16 protein-coding genes are annotated in these 15738 nt (G+C 41.2%); 8 read left to right on the top strand and 8 right to left on the bottom strand.

All coding sequences use genetic code 11. From position 1 onward, the window contains the following. Positions 1-23 precede the first annotated feature (23 nt). Entirely contained in the window at positions 24-683 is a 660-nt protein-coding gene (locus ACQK2H_RS10705; RefSeq protein ID WP_425391435.1) for an alpha/beta family hydrolase, read from the top strand. Here ACQK2H_RS10705 and ACQK2H_RS10700 read toward each other — a convergent pair. The 6 genes from ACQK2H_RS10700 to rimK all read right to left on the bottom strand — a co-directional run bounded on the left by ACQK2H_RS10700 (position 680) and on the right by rimK (position 5705). After that, positions 680-2044 (bottom strand): hypothetical protein, encoded by a 1365-nt coding sequence (locus ACQK2H_RS10700; protein ID WP_425391434.1) that lies wholly within the window; start codon positions 2042-2044, stop codon positions 680-682. The genes ACQK2H_RS10705 and ACQK2H_RS10700 overlap by 4 nt on opposite strands. A 6-nt stretch (positions 2045-2050) precedes the next feature. Then, a complete protein-coding gene (locus ACQK2H_RS10695) occupies positions 2051-2782 on the bottom strand; it encodes a TIGR04283 family arsenosugar biosynthesis glycosyltransferase (RefSeq protein ID WP_425391433.1) in 732 nt (243 codons plus the stop codon). 56 nt (positions 2783-2838) lie between these two features. Then, on the bottom strand, positions 2839-3207 hold the full coding sequence (locus tag ACQK2H_RS10690; protein ID WP_425391432.1) for a hypothetical protein: 369 nt from the start codon (positions 3205-3207) through the stop codon (positions 2839-2841). Further along, positions 3204-3812 (bottom strand): tetratricopeptide repeat protein, encoded by a 609-nt coding sequence (locus tag ACQK2H_RS10685; protein ID WP_425391431.1) that lies wholly within the window; start codon positions 3810-3812, stop codon positions 3204-3206. The genes ACQK2H_RS10690 and ACQK2H_RS10685 overlap by 4 nt, the downstream gene beginning before the upstream one ends. A 3-nt stretch (positions 3813-3815) precedes the next feature. After that, positions 3816-4661: a Ku protein gene (locus ACQK2H_RS10680; RefSeq protein WP_425391430.1), complete on the bottom strand. Its 846-nt coding sequence runs from the start codon at positions 4659-4661 to the stop codon at positions 3816-3818. A gap of 159 nt (positions 4662-4820) precedes the next feature. Then, a complete protein-coding gene (gene rimK / locus ACQK2H_RS10675) occupies positions 4821-5705 on the bottom strand; it encodes a 30S ribosomal protein S6--L-glutamate ligase (protein WP_425391429.1) in 885 nt (294 codons plus the stop codon). 178 nt (positions 5706-5883) lie between these two features. Here rimK and tyrS point away from each other — a divergent pair, with 178 nt between their 5' ends. The 5 genes from tyrS to ACQK2H_RS10650 all read left to right on the top strand — a co-directional run bounded on the left by tyrS (position 5884) and on the right by ACQK2H_RS10650 (position 9889). Beyond that, positions 5884-7161 carry a tyrosine--tRNA ligase gene (tyrS, locus tag ACQK2H_RS10670; protein ID WP_425391428.1) on the top strand — a complete coding sequence of 426 codons (1278 nt, stop codon included), beginning with the start codon at positions 5884-5886 and terminating at the stop codon, positions 7159-7161. Positions 7162-7351: 190 nt separating this feature from the next. Further along, positions 7352-7870: a hypothetical protein gene (locus ACQK2H_RS10665; RefSeq protein WP_425391427.1), complete on the top strand. Its 519-nt coding sequence runs from the start codon at positions 7352-7354 to the stop codon at positions 7868-7870. A gap of 237 nt (positions 7871-8107) precedes the next feature. Beyond that, on the top strand, positions 8108-8506 hold the full coding sequence (locus ACQK2H_RS10660) for a hypothetical protein (RefSeq protein ID WP_425391426.1): 399 nt from the start codon (positions 8108-8110) through the stop codon (positions 8504-8506). Further along, complete coding sequence (locus tag ACQK2H_RS10655) at positions 8503-9381, top strand: exonuclease domain-containing protein (protein ID WP_425391425.1); 879 nt, start codon at positions 8503-8505, stop codon at positions 9379-9381. Before ACQK2H_RS10660 ends, ACQK2H_RS10655 begins: the two co-directional genes overlap by 4 nt. Before the next feature lie 208 nt (positions 9382-9589). Beyond that, positions 9590-9889: a transposase gene (locus ACQK2H_RS10650; protein ID WP_425391424.1), complete on the top strand. Its 300-nt coding sequence runs from the start codon at positions 9590-9592 to the stop codon at positions 9887-9889. A gap of 205 nt (positions 9890-10094) precedes the next feature. Here ACQK2H_RS10650 and ACQK2H_RS10645 read toward each other — a convergent pair whose 3' ends face one another. Beyond that, positions 10095-11171: an AI-2E family transporter gene (locus ACQK2H_RS10645; protein WP_425391423.1), complete on the bottom strand. Its 1077-nt coding sequence runs from the start codon at positions 11169-11171 to the stop codon at positions 10095-10097. Positions 11172-11234: 63 nt separating this feature from the next. On the opposite strand from ACQK2H_RS10645, the gene ACQK2H_RS10640 reads away from it, so the two are divergent. Beyond that, complete coding sequence (locus ACQK2H_RS10640) at positions 11235-11810, top strand: hypothetical protein (RefSeq protein WP_425391422.1); 576 nt, start codon at positions 11235-11237, stop codon at positions 11808-11810. Positions 11811-11927: 117 nt separating this feature from the next. On the opposite strand, the gene ACQK2H_RS10635 is transcribed toward ACQK2H_RS10640, so the two are convergent. Next, complete coding sequence (locus ACQK2H_RS10635) at positions 11928-12341, bottom strand: OmpA family protein (RefSeq protein ID WP_425391421.1); 414 nt, start codon at positions 12339-12341, stop codon at positions 11928-11930. Between the two features lie 138 nt (positions 12342-12479). Here ACQK2H_RS10635 and ACQK2H_RS10630 point away from each other — a divergent pair, with 138 nt between their 5' ends. After that, complete coding sequence (locus ACQK2H_RS10630; protein WP_425391420.1) at positions 12480-15716, top strand: WD40/YVTN/BNR-like repeat-containing protein; 3237 nt, start codon at positions 12480-12482, stop codon at positions 15714-15716. Positions 15717-15738: the final 22 nt, after the last annotated feature.

Raw genomic sequence — 15738 nt, 5'->3', positions numbered from 1 at the left:
TATGTGCCTTGTAAATTTACCCTATGGAGCTATTCTTAAATGACAAACTTGGAAAAATCAATGTAGAAGTTGAAAAAGCATCTCGTCCTCAGGCGGTTCTTATCATAGCGCATGGTGCAGGAGCCGGCATGCATCATCCCTTTATGGGAAATTTGGCAAAAGGATTAGCCAATAAAGACATCCATGCCATCCGATTTAATTTTCCGTATATGGAGCAAGGGAGGAAGTCCCCGGGCTCCCCAAAAGCAAATATTGAAACCTGGAGATTGGTTGTCGAGCATATATCTACTATTTACGAAGGGCTGGACATATTTATTTCCGGTAAATCATATGGCGGCCGTATGGCCTCCCACCTGATGGCGGAAAATCCTACCTATAAAGTAAAGGGAGTCATATACTATGGATTCCCACTTCATGCTCCGGGAAGAGACTCCATTGATCGTGCTTCTCATCTTTCAGAGGTGAAAGTGCCACAGCTATTCCTGCAAGGATCAAAGGATAAGCTTGCTAACATAGACTTGATTAACGAAGTTATCGGGGGGTTATCTAATGTGAAACTGGAAGTGATTCAGGACGGTGATCACTCTTTCAACGTTCCTAAGAAAAGTGGTAAGACTAAAGAGGAAGTGATGGAATTTTTGATTGCTCAATCTGCTGATTGGATTAAATCAAAACTGGACTAATTTGGATTATACCAAAAAGGGATACTCACAAATGGGCTAGGTTTTGATACGCCTAAAGAGTCGACGCGAACTTTTTTTACATCCAATCTATTTTCTCCTACCACAAATCCATCGGTAGGTATAGTAGCCAATATACCTTTTTGCTTTTTGTCAGGGTGTATGTAGAAATGAAAACTTGGGGATGCATATACCGAATCATTTACACTGATTTGATACATGGATTTTTGACACTCCAGCAGCTTTTGAAAATCTTCCTTAGAAAAATCCATTCCCGTAATGACGAAGTTTGATCCGGAACTTTTGATTCGCAACTTCCAATTTAATCCATCATCTTTAATTGGCTCAAAATCAGGGCAATTGTTTCTTAACAACTCATTATCCTCAGGATTGTATCTGATAAATACTTGAAAATGTGGTTTATCAACAAAACTGGAAGGAATGCTTATGGTTTTGATGTTTTCATCATCGGGGCGCTGATCATCATAGGCATTGGTTGGAGCGAAATATTCATTTCCTTCACCCTCCGGAAAGAATTGATACTGATCAAATGAAAAAAGGATGGTTACCAATACCATAGAACCTACAATGGAGTAAACGATTCGTATTCGCTTCTTCGAGAACTTACTTATGAGGTAATAGTAGATACTTCTACTTAATCCTGAGAGGGTAATTACATTGTAAAACCGATAGAACGGATAATACACTTTTGAGAACCACTTGATCTTCTTAAAGAAACCCAAAGTGAAATAATCAATCATGTATATCAACCCGGTGATTATCAAGGTTAAAAAAGTAATCACTGAAAAAATCAAAACGACCATTGATAAACCTCCTGATAAAGAATTAATCAACGAACTTAATCCTACTCCTGTCACAGCTAAAACGATCAGATACATTCCGAAGGCGATCAAAATGGAGATCACCAGGAACGAAAAGGCGAATATTACACTACATATTTCATCAAGTTGGATAACAAGCTTATCAAGGCTTACAACCTTTTTCTTCAATTTTTCAGAGAAAAATGATGTGTAATTTAGTTTTTCAAAATCTATACTGGATTGCACAGATCTTAATCCAATGGTACCTATCCAAAAACCGCGAAGCATCAAGTGAATGATCAAACTGATGGTCAATGCCATGATTGATCGCTGAATGAGTACCAAAAAAATGTATACGACAGAAAGCGCTGAATTATTGAAGTTATACTGATAAATTAAATCAGTTACGAATACATCATATTCTGAATTTGCTCCGATCAACAGAAAAATTGTGAATGCTGAAACGAGGAGTTCTAGCTGCCAGCTTTCACGCTCAAGCTTCTTCAGCCAGCTTTCTATTTGATCTTCAGAGATATCGCTCATTGGGAATTAATTACCTAAAAATAAATGATCCTGCTTATACTTCCCATCAAGTGCGCCACAGTAGTATTCTCTGATTTTCTCAGGGTCTTCTCCCCGCTTATACATTTTCATCGCTTTTAGATTGGCTATCTGCACCTTCAGGTAAGAATTCTCGTTGTATTTTCTGGCAGACACCTTGACGCTTTTAGGTAGCACATTGAAGGGTATGTTGTGTTTTTCTAGTCGATCGAGCATATCATAATCCTCCATGATCACATACCGCTCATTAAAACCACCAATTGTATCAAAATCTGCTTTGGAAATAAATAATGTTTGATCTCCACCTCTACACCATTTAAAAGGAAAGCGAGTAAAAAAACCATTGATGTGCAATAACGGATTTTTAGGATCTTTGAATTTGAACCGATAGCATCCACTTTTTATGCCTTGCTCAATGGAACTTTGAATGTCGTTTACAAACGAGTCTACCAGCTGCGTGTCTGCATGAACAAAGTAGAGTATGTCACCACTTGCTAACCTGGCACCTTCATTCATCTGATGTGCCCTCGATGCTTTGTCTGCTTCATGCAGGGTAACGTTAAATGTCTTGACTATTTCTTTGGTTTGGTCAATGCTTCCTCCATCGACCACTATCACTTCAAAATGTGATTGCTGCGGGTGTTTTTGTAGGAATTGAAGCAAATGACCGATGTACTGCTCCTCGTTAAGGGTTGGTATGATTATGCTGATAAACACCATTGGGTTTTCAGCTAGTTACGAAAAAAAGACGGAAGATGTATTTCTGAAATCAAGAATTACATGGCTTTCCGATCCTGGCCCTCTTTCTTGGAGCTTCCTTTCGCCTTCTCCATGGGCTTTTTCGCTTTCATGATCATGAATTTGGCCGCCAGATTCAATAGCTCCGGCTGACCGGAATAGCTATATCCAAGCTCTTGAAGTTCTTCAATGATTTTGCTGTATTCTTCAGCCTTGGACAAAGAAAAATTATCACTATTCTGCAGGTAAACAGCCTCAATCACACCAAGTGAATGCTTCAGCATTCGAAATAGTTTTTGATTCTTTGTCTCACGCTCTTCCTTGAAATGCTTGGCATATACATCAGGCATGAGTTCCTTCAACCTTTCAAAATGCTCGCTGAGTACTGGGTGCTTGTCTTTGGTCATTTGGCTATGGCGTTTAAGGTTTTAATTAGTTCATTAGCTGTCTGATGCTCCGAACTGGGAGATAATTCTACGAATTTATTGATGCTTTGGATGGCTTCTTTGTATTTTTTTAATGAGATCAATACCAATCCAAGGTTGTAGTAACTGTTAGGATACTCCGGTTCTATCTGGGTAGAGAGTTCATAATGAACTTTTGCAAGTTCAAGATTTCCTAAATCAGAATATACGTTTCCAAGATTGTAATGTGCCTCAAAGTGTCTTGGGTTCTTTTTCAGGCATTGAGTAAGATAATCAATCGCTTTACTCAAATCACCCTGGCCAGACTTTAGAATTCCTAAATTGCAATACGAATCCTCTATTGATTGATCATTTTCTATCGCCAGTAAGTAGTACTTTTCTGCCGTATCTTTCCCTTCCTCATCCAGTGTCAAAGCCTCTTCAAAAAACGATCCTGCTTTAGGAAGAGAAACAATTGGTGCATCTGGCAATTGATCAAAAATATTGAGCTGTCCATAATCCTCCAGATTAGGCCGTCTCCTTCTCCTGGCCTTTTTAGGCCCGAGTTTTTGAGGGGGATTAACCGGAAATTGAACAACCTTGGTCATTTGCTAGCTTGCTTTTCTCTTTACTTCTTTTTCTTCTTCCTTGTCCTTTTTGTCGGCTTTCTTCATCGGCTTTTTGGTCTCCTTAGCCTGCTCAATACTGGCCTTAAGTGCTGTCATAATATCAACAACTTCCGGCTCTTCTTCCACATAAGAAACAACCTCATTTCCTTTGATCTTGTTATCGATCATATCCCGAAGCGCATCATTGTATTTATCCTCCAGCTCAATCTTCTTGAATTTCTTCGTCATCGATTTGATGAGCATATTGGCAAGTTTCAATTGCTCTTCATCTGCTTCCTCTTCTATTCGAACGTTTGGAACGTCTTTGATGCTTCTTACTTCATTGGGATAACGAAGTTTATGAATCATAATACCCCGATCATGTGGTGTAAGTAAAACAGCGCTTTCACGATCTCTTAAGACTACCTTCCCGACACCAACTTTTCCTGACTCTCTTAGAGCCTGACTCAACAATGCATAAGTCTTACTCGCTACATCTCCATCCGGACCGGCAAAATAAGGAGAATCATAAAGCATCTCGTGTACTTCGCTGGCATCCACAAATCCTTCAATCTCGATTACTTTGGTGCTTTTGAGTTTCACCTTTTCAAAGTCCTCCGGCTCAATGATCACAAACTGTCCGGGCTCATACTGATATCCTTTGACAATATCTTCCTGGCGAAGTACTTCACCTGTAACCTTATCTCTTTTCTCGTACTTGACAGGGTTGTTAGTCTCCTTTGAAAGCAGATTGAATTGTACTTTCTGAGCAGTATCAATGGCATTGTAAATCCTGATGGGGATAGTTACCATTGAAAATCGAATATGTCCTTTCCAGATTGCCCGCATAAGTATGAATTTACTGATTTAGGCAGAAAATTAAAAATCTTTAACTTTTAATCAAAGTAAAGCATCATAAGTTATTGATAAACAATTATTTATAACTTAATTATTTACTCACTAACCTTTTGCCTTATTACTTATAATCAACTATTAATCAAAGAGTTATCAATCTTCGTAATCAGCATTACGCTCTATGTATTTGATGATCTCACCTGCAATATCTTTCCCTGTTGCAGCTTCGATTCCCTCCAAACCGGGGGATGAATTGACTTCCAGAATTAATGGCCCCCTACTAGCCTGAAGCATATCGACACCTGCTACACCAAGACCCATTGCCTTTGCCGCTTTCAGGGCTGCACGTTCTTCAGCATCCGATAACTCAATGATTTCAGCAGATCCACCTCTGTGAAGGTTAGAGCGGAATTCGCCTTCTTTACCCTGACGTTTCATTGCTCCTACTACCCGATCACCGATGACAAACACCCGAATATCAGCACCGCCTGCCTCTTTGATAAACTCCTGAACAATCACTCGGGCTTTCAACCCATTGAATGCCTCAAGCACTGATTCTGCTGCTTTCTTTGTTTCTGCCAGTACCACACCAAGCCCCTGTGTGCCTTCGAGTAACTTGATAACACATGGAGCACCACCTACAGCATTAATTGGAGTTTCCACATCTTTCGAGTAATTAGTGAAAACCGTTTTAGGTAGACCCAGACCCGCTCGTGCTAATATTTGCAGACTTCTCAGTTTGTCTCTTGACCTGACAAGAGCGACGGATTCAGTAGTGGAAAACACATTCATCATTTCGAACTGCCGAACAACCGCAGTACCAAAAAATGTTACTGACGCTCCAATACGAGGAATAATAGCATGTACATCCTTGATTTGCTCTCCCTTAAAGTAAACCTTGGGCTTCTTCTTCTCAATTTCAATATTACACCTGGAGTGGTCTATTACGAGCATCTCATGCCCTTTCTGCTCGCCTGCCTCCACAAGCCTTTTGGTTGAGTAAAGATTCTGATTCCGTGATAATACAGCTATTCGCATGTGTAATAAATTCAATATTATGTACTTGACTCGGACAAATATATGAGGTCATAGTTGTGAATACCTTAGAAATAGACGCCTACTTTAAATTAATCTCAGTCAAAACGAACATATTCGGTCACTACGGTTGATCAGAATGCAGGAGCCGTCTATTTTTGCCGCCACATAAATGAACACAATGAAGGATTTTGTAGAAGAGCTAAAATGGAGAGGTATGGTTCACGACATCATGCCGGGAACGCAGGACGAACTGAACAAAGGCATGACAGCAGCCTACATTGGTTTTGATCCTACTGCAGACTCCCTTCATATTGGAAACATGGTCCAGATCATGACACTCGTTCATTTTCAAAAATGCGGACATAAACCCATCGCGTTAGTAGGTGGTGCCACCGGCATGGTAGGCGATCCTTCAGGAAAGTCATCGGAGCGTAATTTACTTGATGAAGACACGCTTAATCACAACCTATCATGCGTTAAAAAACAGCTTGAAAACTTCCTTTCATTCGAAGGAGACAATGCTGCAGAAGTGGTAAATAACTACGATTGGTTCAAAGATTTCAACTTCCTGGATTTTATCAGAGATGTAGGCAAGCACATCACTGTCAATTACATGATGGCTAAAGACTCTGTCAAATCCCGATTAGAAACCGGTTTATCATTCACCGAATTTTCATACCAGCTCGTTCAGGGGTATGACTTCTATTACTTATGGAAACATAAAGGAGCAAAACTGCAGTTGGGCGGTTCTGATCAGTGGGGGAACATTGTTACGGGTACTGAGCTGATCAGGCGAAAAGATCAAGGTGAAGCATTTGCAATGACAACACCCCTGATAACAAAAGCAGACGGATCCAAGTTTGGAAAGTCTGAAGGCGGCAATATCTGGTTGGATGCTGAGAAAACGTCTCCCTATAAATTCTACCAATACTGGATCAATTCTTCGGATGAGGATGTAGAAAAATACATCAAGATATTTAGCCTTAAAGGGCGTGAAGAAATTGAAGCATTGATTGCTGAGCATCAGGAAGCGCCACATCAACGATTACTTCAGCGGACGCTTGCGGAGGAATTAACCGAGCGTGTACATTCAAAAGCAGATCTGGATACCGCCATCAAAGCAAGCTCAATCCTGTTTGGTAAGTCCACAACTGAAGATCTTGCCAGTCTGGATGAAAAGACATTGTTGCAAGTATTTGAAGGAGTCCCGCAGACAGAAGTGAATCAAGGTGAATTAAAAGGTAGTGATGTAACTACGTTCCTGAGTGAGACTACAAAAAACATCATCTTTAAATCAAAAGGAGAAGCCCGTAAAATGATCCAGGGCGGTGGTGTAAGCATCAATAAAACAAAAATCACCGCACCGGACCAATCGATTGACTTTGAGCTTTTACAGGATAAGTATCTACTGGCGCAGCGAGGGAAAAAGAATTACTACCTGATCAGGGTGGTGTAAAGCTAAAGCATCTCCCCTCCTAATCTTACAGCTGACCCACTCAATTCCGATTCTAAAAATGTAAATCGTAAAAGCGATTAGGAGATTCCTATTATCACTCCTATTTGGATATAAACGTTCACTTTACGTTATTTGAAAGGTAGATAACAGGAATATTCCTGTTATTATGATGTTACATAGCATCTCAGCAATGATTAAAATCTGGCTAACAATAACAACTGTAGTTTTTTCTGCACAACTTAGTTGGGCTCAGTGTCTGAACAACAAAGACCAATTTTCTCTTAATATGGTCGACTTCAACAGTAGCTTACTTGAATTGAAAGAACTTTTTGGAAAACCAGAACTCGCAGTTTTTGAACAACCACCAAAGGGTGACACAACGATAACTGTATTTGGTCTCAAAAAGGAGAAGAGAAAGGGCAAAAAGAACTTCAAGTTTAAATATCCTAAGCTGATCGTAACTAGCTTATCAACCGAAATCCTCACACTTCAACTAATTGGGTATTCATGCAAAGAAGATCTGAACTTCTGTAGCCTAACTTTAGGAACGAACAAACAAGAGATGATAGACAAACTAGGAGAACCTGAAAGTTTTCAAGATGCGAACGAACTGGATGGCGTTTCCTACCAATATTTGAAAGGCCAAATATCCATTCTAGTTGGAGAGGATGAAATTAGAAGCATCAGAATTCGAAAGTACGCTATGTAACAGTTGCTAGCACGAATGCGCCAGCATGCTTTCTGCAAGTTTCATCTGATCTTTACCTCTCCGCTACCCATTCTGCAAGTTTCATCTCTCCTAGCATCTGTGGTGGTTCTGGATTTTGTCTTTCTAATTGCAGTGTTTCATAGAAGCCGTTGTAGGTGTTGGGCAGCTGCGCTATCTTAGTGTCTTTCTGCCAAGCTCGGGGCGCACTCCTGCTAGCGTGGCGTTAGCGAGAATATCATGACGGAGATACAGATACGAAATAAAGCAACTCAACTGGCTCTTGGTTACGCAGACGAGAGCGACATTCCAACTCGCTTCAAGAAACGAACGAACAAAAAATATGACCCAGATTCTAACATTGAAATTAGATTTCAGGAACAGATAGATAGATGGGAAGAAGTGGTGAACAGCATTCTAAATCATGTTGCTGATCCAGATCAGGCTCTAAGATTTATCAACTCCAACCCGATCATTGAAGATGGAACCCAGAGCGTAACTATGAACAAAGACTTTCTAGATTTTTTGGATTTTCTGATTCAACGAAGAAACATTAACGAATGTGGTAGTTCAGAACTAGGTAGCCTTTGTATGCTCCACGGTACAATGCAAAAGAAAATTGAGACAGAAATCAGATGAGCCACTACTTTGCCATTGACATTGAGACTTGCAACTGGTATGAACCAAGTATCTGCCAAGTAGGATTGGTTGAATTTAATGATGGTGAGGAAGTATCGAGATTCGGAACTCTCGTTAATCCTGAGTGCGAGTTTCATGACTACACAATCAAAATCCATGGAATATTACCGGAAGATGTTGTTGACGCTCCGATTTTCCCAGAAGTAATTCAAACCATCAAGGACAAAGTAGGTGACACGTTTTTGATTCATCACACTAACAAAGAACCTCATGACATCTATTGGATGTCGGAACGATACGGATTAAGCAAACCAAATTTCAAATATTTGGACTCTGCCAAGATTGCTAGAAGATCCTGGACTGAATGTGCGTATTCAGGATATAACCTCAAAGACCTAGCATCAAAATTTGGAATCATCTACAAAGCTCATGATGCGGTTGAGGATGCATACGCAGCTGGAATGATTGTACACCATGCAATAGTAGATCATGGATTATCATTGGACGAGTGGACTGAGATTGTATCCAAGAGATTGAACCATCTTCATAAAGTTGGTAACGATCTCGAACTAGTTACCCATGAAGGAAATCCAGAAGGTGATTTCTACGGAGAGCAAGTCGTTCTAACAGGTGATTTCAGTATGCGAAAGGCCGAAATTGAAGCTCTTGCCATTCCGCTTGGATTCAGTTTCAAGAAATCGGTTTCAAAAAAAACAACGATTCTTGTTTATGGTAAACAAGATGTCAGGAAATTCAAAGAGGGAGAAACAAAAAGCGAAAAATTCAGGAAGGCAGAAAATCTAGCAAACAAAGGACATAAGGTTCTCATACTTAATGAAAATGATTTCTTTGAGTACGCAGGACTGAACATCTAAACTCCTAAACCGCATCCGAAAAACATCTCGCTAACAGACGCTCATCCGCCATGTGTTTTAGTGCTATTTGAAACTGTATCGGGACTCGCCCGCTTCACCGCCCATTCTGGAAGTTCATCTCCTGCTCCTCTCTAGCGCGGAAGTTACCCCTCTCTAGCACGGAAGTTACTTCCGTGTATTCATGAATGTAAAACGTTACATTTGATACATGAGCGAAAAATATAAGATCAGAGATCAGGAACGGCTATATTTTGTCACGTTTTGCGTCGTTCAATGGTTCAATGTTTTTACACGACCAGTTTATAAAGATCTGCTTGTTGAAAGCTTCAAATATTGTCAAGAGAACAAAGGACTGAATATTTTCGCTTGGTGTATTATGACTAATCATATACACTTAATTATTGGTCGAAACTCAGAAAATAAAATTGAGGATATCTTTCGTGATTTTAAAAAGTACTCCCTGCTGGCGCGGAAGTTACTCCAATTGAGTTATCAAGCAATGATTTGATGCAGCAAAGGCTGGATTATATTCACAGCAATCCAATCGAGGAAGGAATTGTTCGAGACCCTCAAGATTATGTTTATAGTAGTGCAATTGATTATGCTGGAGGCAAAGGACTATTAAAAATCAATTTTATTGAATAATTGCACGGAAGTAACTTCCGCGCTAGGTCAAGTGGTGCCATCTACAAGCCCTCACATACCACTCCACATTACCTCTTCACTAAATGCTTCTTATCCATCAGCCTGACCACTACCCCGGCATCCGACATGTTCTCAAGAATAACCTTAAATAGGAAAGTCAATGGTACAGCAAGGAGCATTCCGGCAGTCCCCCACAGAAAAGCCCAGAATACAAATCCGAAAAGAACAGAAACAGTGTTCATTGAAAAGTTATCACCCATAAGTTTCGGTTCCACCACATTGCCCATGATCAGCTGCACGCCCTCCAGACAAACAAAAATCACCAGCACCTGAGATACAGAACTAGAATCTATGATGCCCAAAACCAACGGAGGAATAATGGCAATAAGCGATCCGATATACGGAATATAGTTCAACACAAACGCAAGGAATCCCCATAGAAGCGCATATTCGATTCCAAAAAACCAGCAGATTAAGCCAATGGCCGTACCCGTCATGATACTGACCAGTGTTTTTACCTTGATATAAGAACCCACCGAATCCTTTATTCGATTGAATACCTTCAGCGACTTTTCTTTGTTGCGATTATCATTCCCCACGATGTATGAGACCGTTTGATCATATTGAGTGATTGCTCCCAGTAATCCGGCGAAATAGAGTATTGTCATCAGAAGCTCAGCAGCCATTCCACTAATGGTATTGATGAATGAACCTGAAGCGGACCAGAACTGCCCCGTCTGTATCATTTCCACAATTAAGTCTCGTAATTCACCTTTTTTGAAGGTAATCCCAAGATAGACCGTGTAATCATTAATAAAAGGTCGCAAATCATTGGAAATACTATCCAGGATTGTTTCACTATTCTGTATCAATGCCTGAATCACATTATAAATACCGTATCCAATGAAGAAGAATATCGTCATCGTAAATAGCGTGGTTAGTGCTATACTTAAGGAAATAGGTAAAAACCGCTCAAATAAATGAACCAGCGGTTGAAAAAGAATCGCGAAAAAGAGTGCGAAAAATAGCGGCACCAAAAGATTCGATAACTCACGCATTAGGTACAGCGTTGCTATTCCTAAAAAAATCATCAGAATGATTTTAATGTGCCTCAGCGAGCGTTCCATTTCCATTTGTGAACTCATAGCTGCAAAATAATTGAATTCAATCAGGAAACATTTATCTTTAATGAGACAAATGACAGAACCATGAAAAACCTCACTTCACTTACCTCACTTTTTTTCATTTTGCTTAGCTGCACCGGTCAGGAAATTCCTAACAAAGGTTATCAATTGGAAACTGCGGTACTTGCCGCACCCGAACATCAACGGGCGGAAGCAACTGTAATGGGCTTCAATCAAGAAGGAGAAATGGTAAAGTTGAAAGAGGGCACCAATGATTTCATTTGCATAGCTGACGACCCGAATAAAGAAGGCTTTAGTGTGGCAGCCTACCACAAAAGTCTGGAGCCATTTATGGCAAGAGGCAGAGAATTGAAGGCACAAGGACTTGATTTCAAGCAAGTATTTGACAAACGTGAAGAAGAGGTAAAAGCTGGTTCACTGGAAATGCCGGACAAAGCAACACTGTATGTAACGACCGGGGAACCAAATGAAGAAACAGGAGAGATTGATAATCTATATACCAGATACGTCATTTATATTCCATACGCTACCGAAGAAAGTACAGGTATGCCTCTTAGCCCTCCTGCACCGGGCGCACCATGGATCATGGATCCGGGAACACACCGCGCGCATATCATGATTAATCCTCCGAAGAAGTAACACTGTTTAAAATTTAAAAAAATATCCCCTTGAGGGCGGTCCGACGATTCGGGATTATAGGGGTGTTTTTTTAAAAAACCTTCGAAGGATGCTAATTCCTTTTAAAACCCCATACAGCTACATCACCACCGGCCAGAAAATAATATCCACCCTTCTGTTTTTACGTCTGCCCTCCCATGTTTCATTGTCGTACACTGGGTTAAATTGACCAAAATCACGCTTCTCTATTTGGTTGGATTTAAAATTCAGAAAGAGGAGTTTACGAATGACCGCATCTCCACGCATCTCCGACAGCCATTCATTGTAGGCTGCACCACCGATATTATCGGTATGACTATGAATGGTGATGGTATAATCCCGAATATCTTCCACCGAATCGACCAGCAGTTTTAACTCCTCAAACTGATATTCATCCACGTAATAACTACCCCCACCAAAGTATATACTCTTCAGAATATACGCTTCCGGTTGATCCTGAGCATGTGAATGAGAGACCAGCGCTACTAAACAAATGACATAGATAAATCGCACGATAAGAAATAAACGAGCTTTACGGCACCTTGTTTCGCAATCTTATATCGTCTTTCTGCCACTCATCAATTTCAATCCCTGCCATCTGCTGGATACTTTTTAAATTACTGGCTAGCTAAAAATTCAAACCTAAACGATATGAAGTACAAATTACTCACTATGCTTCTCGCATTCAGTAGCGTCGCAATGGCGCAAAAGCTGGACATGGAAGCATTTGAAAACATGGCCCCACGAAATATTGGCCCTGCAGGAATGTCCGGAAGGGTTACAGCCATCGATGTTGTAACTGACGAACCGGATGTTATGTATGTTGGAACTGCCTCCGGTGGTGTATGGAAATCAACCAGTGGCGGAATCGACTGGAAACCAATCTTCAATGATCAAACGACTGCATCCATTGGAGCAGTCGCCATTCAGCAATCAAACCCATCAGTCGTATGGGTAGGAACGGGAGAAGGAAACCCAAGAAACTCGCTGAACGGTGGCGATGGTATTTACAGGACGCTGGACGGTGGTAAGACCTGGAAAAAGATGGGACTTGAAAAGACCCGTCACATCCACCGAATCATCATCCACCCGGATGATCCGAATACCATTTATGTAGGAGCAATCGGTTCCCCATGGGGTGAGCATGAAGAACGTGGTATATACAAAACCACGGATGGTGGTAAAACCTGGGATAGAATACTATTCACAAATATTCGATCTGGTGCGGCAGAGCTTGTAATGGATCCAACAAACCCAAACAAGTTGATTGCTGCTATGTGGGAACATAAGAGAGATCCTTGGTTTTTCAAATCAGGAGGTCCGGGATCCGGTCTTTATGTCACTTTTGATGGAGGCGAAACCTGGGAACAGCGAACGGATGAAGACGGATTACCGAAAGGAGAGCTAGGCAGAATTGGATTAGCCATTGCCCCTTCCCGACCGAACGTTATTTATGCATTAATCGAATCAAAAAAGAATGCACTTTACCGATCAGACGATGGTGGATTTAACTGGAAAAAGATCAATGATAATAGCGATATTGGAAATCGCCCATTCTACTATCATGAAATTTATGTTGACCCAATCAATGAAAATCGCGTTTACAGCATCTTCACATATGTAAACGTATCGGTCGATGGAGGTAAGTCATTCAACCAATTAATGGGCGCATATGGAGTGGACAATGGTGTTCACCCGGATCACCACGCATGGTATATCCACCCGAAAGATCCGAACTTCATGATGGATGGAAATGATGGCGGTCTCAATATCACCAGAGACAGGGGCGAAACGTGGAGATTTGTTGAGAATTTGCCGGTAGGCCAATTCTACCACATTGCCGTTGACAATGAGACACCTTACAATGTGTACGGTGGCATGCAGGACAATGGCTCTTGGGCGGGTCCTGCGTATGTATGGAAAGCTCAGGGAATAAGAAATCACTATTGGCAGGAAGTTTCTTTCGGTGATGGTTTCGACGTGTTGCCTGACCCACGAAATAGCAGGTATGGAATCTCTACCGCTCAGCAAGGTTACGCTTCCATCTACGATCGTAAAACCGGTTATAATGAGACGGTAAGACCAACGTATCCGGATGGTGATGTAGAGCTTCGTTTTAACTGGAATGTTGGGATGGCCAGGGATCCTCAAAACCCTTCAACCATCTACTTCGGCAGTCAGTTTGTTCACAAAAGCACAGACGGAGGCCAAAACTGGGAAATCATCTCCCCTGACCTAACGACCGACGATCCTGAAAAACAAAAACAAGGAGAAAGTGGTGGTTTAACTATGGATGCGACAGGTGCTGAAAACTACTGTACCGTAATTGTCATCGAGCCTTCTCCACTAAATTCTGAATTGCTTTGGGTAGGTACAGACGATGGAAATGTACAAATCACCCGAAATGGTGGAGACACCTGGACCAATGTTGGCAATAGATTGCCGGGTTTACCGAAAGGCACATGGGTTACGCAGATCAAAGCTTCAAACAAAAATGAAGGAGAAGCATTGCTTGTAGCCAATGATTACCGAAGGTTCAATTATACCCCTTACGCTTACCGTACGAGAGAATATGGACAGACCTGGGAACGAATTGTAGATAGCAACGATGTGGTTAGCTACACGCTATCCATCGTAGAAGATCCGGAAGAGTCAAGACTATTATTTCTTGGAACAGATGATGGACTTTACGTTTCTATTGACGCAGGCGCCAATTGGACCAAATGGGACGCTGAAGGTTTCCCTACCACAAACGCTTATGACTTAGTGATTCATCCTGAAGAGCATGATTTGGTAATTGGAACATTTGGTCGAGCTATTTGGGTGATGGATGATATCCGTCCGCTCAGAGAGATTGCTAAAAATGGGAGGTCTACCTTGGATAAGACACTCAATGTGTATGACCCTCCTGTTGCTTATGTTGCTTCCAACCAGCAGCCTAAAGGGTCTCGATTTGGAGGAGATGCACTTTATAACGGCGAAAACAGACCGTATGGAGCAATGCTGACCTACTCTATCAATCGCCCGGAAGAGAAAAAAGAAGAAGCAGAAGATGATAAAAAAGGGAAGAAAGGCAAGAAAAATCAGGAGCCGGATGAGACTGAAAAGAAAGATGAGGAGAAGGTGTCCTATGACTCACTTACCATTGAAATAATCAATGGAGATGAAGTTATTCGTACCCTTAAATCCAAAGCTCCAAAAGAGAATGGCATTCACCGTACATTCTGGTATATGGATGAAAAAGGTGTTGGCTTTATGAGCAGAAGAGATCGAAGAGGAAATCGAGAGCCGGGTGGCTCCACAGTACTCCCGGGATCATACAAAGTCAGATTCACTTTTGGTGATCAAAAAGATTCCACAAACATTGAGGTTAGATACGACCCACGCATAGAAATGTCCGATGCAGCCATCCGTGCTCAGTATAATGCGCTGAAAGACATGGAAAGTAAGTATGATTTGGGTATTCAGGCAGTGGATCGATTGAAAGAGAGCATAGACATTGCTAAAAGTATCCAGAGTGACCTGAAGGAGAAAGACAAAGAAGGATACAAGGAGCAGATCGAATTATGCAAAACAACGATCGATACTTTAAATAGTATGTTGGATGTATTCCTCGGAGAAGAGGATGATCGTCAAGGAATTACCCGAGGTACTCCTAACAGTGTTAACAATTCATACTTCTCTGCCAGAAGGTACACTTCCAATGCACTGCATGCACCGGGAGAGACTGAGCAAAAGCTGATTGACAAATTTGAAAAAGATCTGTCTGAAGCTATGGATATGGTAAATGGCTATTACAATGAGAAATGGCCGGAGTTTAGAGAGGCTGTAGAAAGCTTAGACACCTCTCCTTTTAAAGACTATGAAGAAATAAAAGAAGAAGAGTAATCTTAAAGCCGTCCTAAATTGG

Source organism: Ekhidna sp., from assembly GCF_965228795.1.
Taxonomy (GTDB): domain Bacteria; phylum Bacteroidota; class Bacteroidia; order Cytophagales; family Cyclobacteriaceae; genus Ekhidna.
This window is presented reverse-complemented; position numbering and strand designations above follow the sequence as displayed.

What these genes read in the sequence shown, in the direction of transcription:
- ACQK2H_RS10705 (WP_425391435.1), top strand. Translation starts at nt 24, where the DNA reads ATGGAGCTATTCTTAAATGACAAACTTGGAAAAATCAATGTAGAAGTT.
- ACQK2H_RS10700 (WP_425391434.1), bottom strand. Translation starts at nt 2,044, where the DNA reads ATGAGCGATATCTCTGAAGATCAAATAGAAAGCTGGCTGAAGAAGCTT.
- ACQK2H_RS10695 (WP_425391433.1), bottom strand. Translation starts at nt 2,782, where the DNA reads ATGGTGTTTATCAGCATAATCATACCAACCCTTAACGAGGAGCAGTAC.
- ACQK2H_RS10690 (WP_425391432.1), bottom strand. Translation starts at nt 3,207, where the DNA reads ATGACCAAAGACAAGCACCCAGTACTCAGCGAGCATTTTGAAAGGTTG.
- ACQK2H_RS10685 (WP_425391431.1), bottom strand. Translation starts at nt 3,812, where the DNA reads ATGACCAAGGTTGTTCAATTTCCGGTTAATCCCCCTCAAAAACTCGGG.
- ACQK2H_RS10680 (WP_425391430.1), bottom strand. Translation starts at nt 4,661, where the DNA reads ATGCGGGCAATCTGGAAAGGACATATTCGATTTTCAATGGTAACTATC.
- rimK (WP_425391429.1), bottom strand. Translation starts at nt 5,705, where the DNA reads ATGCGAATAGCTGTATTATCACGGAATCAGAATCTTTACTCAACCAAA.
- tyrS (WP_425391428.1), top strand. Translation starts at nt 5,884, where the DNA reads ATGAAGGATTTTGTAGAAGAGCTAAAATGGAGAGGTATGGTTCACGAC.
- ACQK2H_RS10665 (WP_425391427.1), top strand. Translation starts at nt 7,352, where the DNA reads ATGATTAAAATCTGGCTAACAATAACAACTGTAGTTTTTTCTGCACAA.
- ACQK2H_RS10660 (WP_425391426.1), top strand. Translation starts at nt 8,108, where the DNA reads ATGACGGAGATACAGATACGAAATAAAGCAACTCAACTGGCTCTTGGT.
- ACQK2H_RS10655 (WP_425391425.1), top strand. Translation starts at nt 8,503, where the DNA reads ATGAGCCACTACTTTGCCATTGACATTGAGACTTGCAACTGGTATGAA.
- ACQK2H_RS10650 (WP_425391424.1), top strand. Translation starts at nt 9,590, where the DNA reads ATGAGCGAAAAATATAAGATCAGAGATCAGGAACGGCTATATTTTGTC.
- ACQK2H_RS10645 (WP_425391423.1), bottom strand. Translation starts at nt 11,171, where the DNA reads ATGAGTTCACAAATGGAAATGGAACGCTCGCTGAGGCACATTAAAATC.
- ACQK2H_RS10640 (WP_425391422.1), top strand. Translation starts at nt 11,235, where the DNA reads ATGAAAAACCTCACTTCACTTACCTCACTTTTTTTCATTTTGCTTAGC.
- ACQK2H_RS10630 (WP_425391420.1), top strand. Translation starts at nt 12,480, where the DNA reads ATGAAGTACAAATTACTCACTATGCTTCTCGCATTCAGTAGCGTCGCA.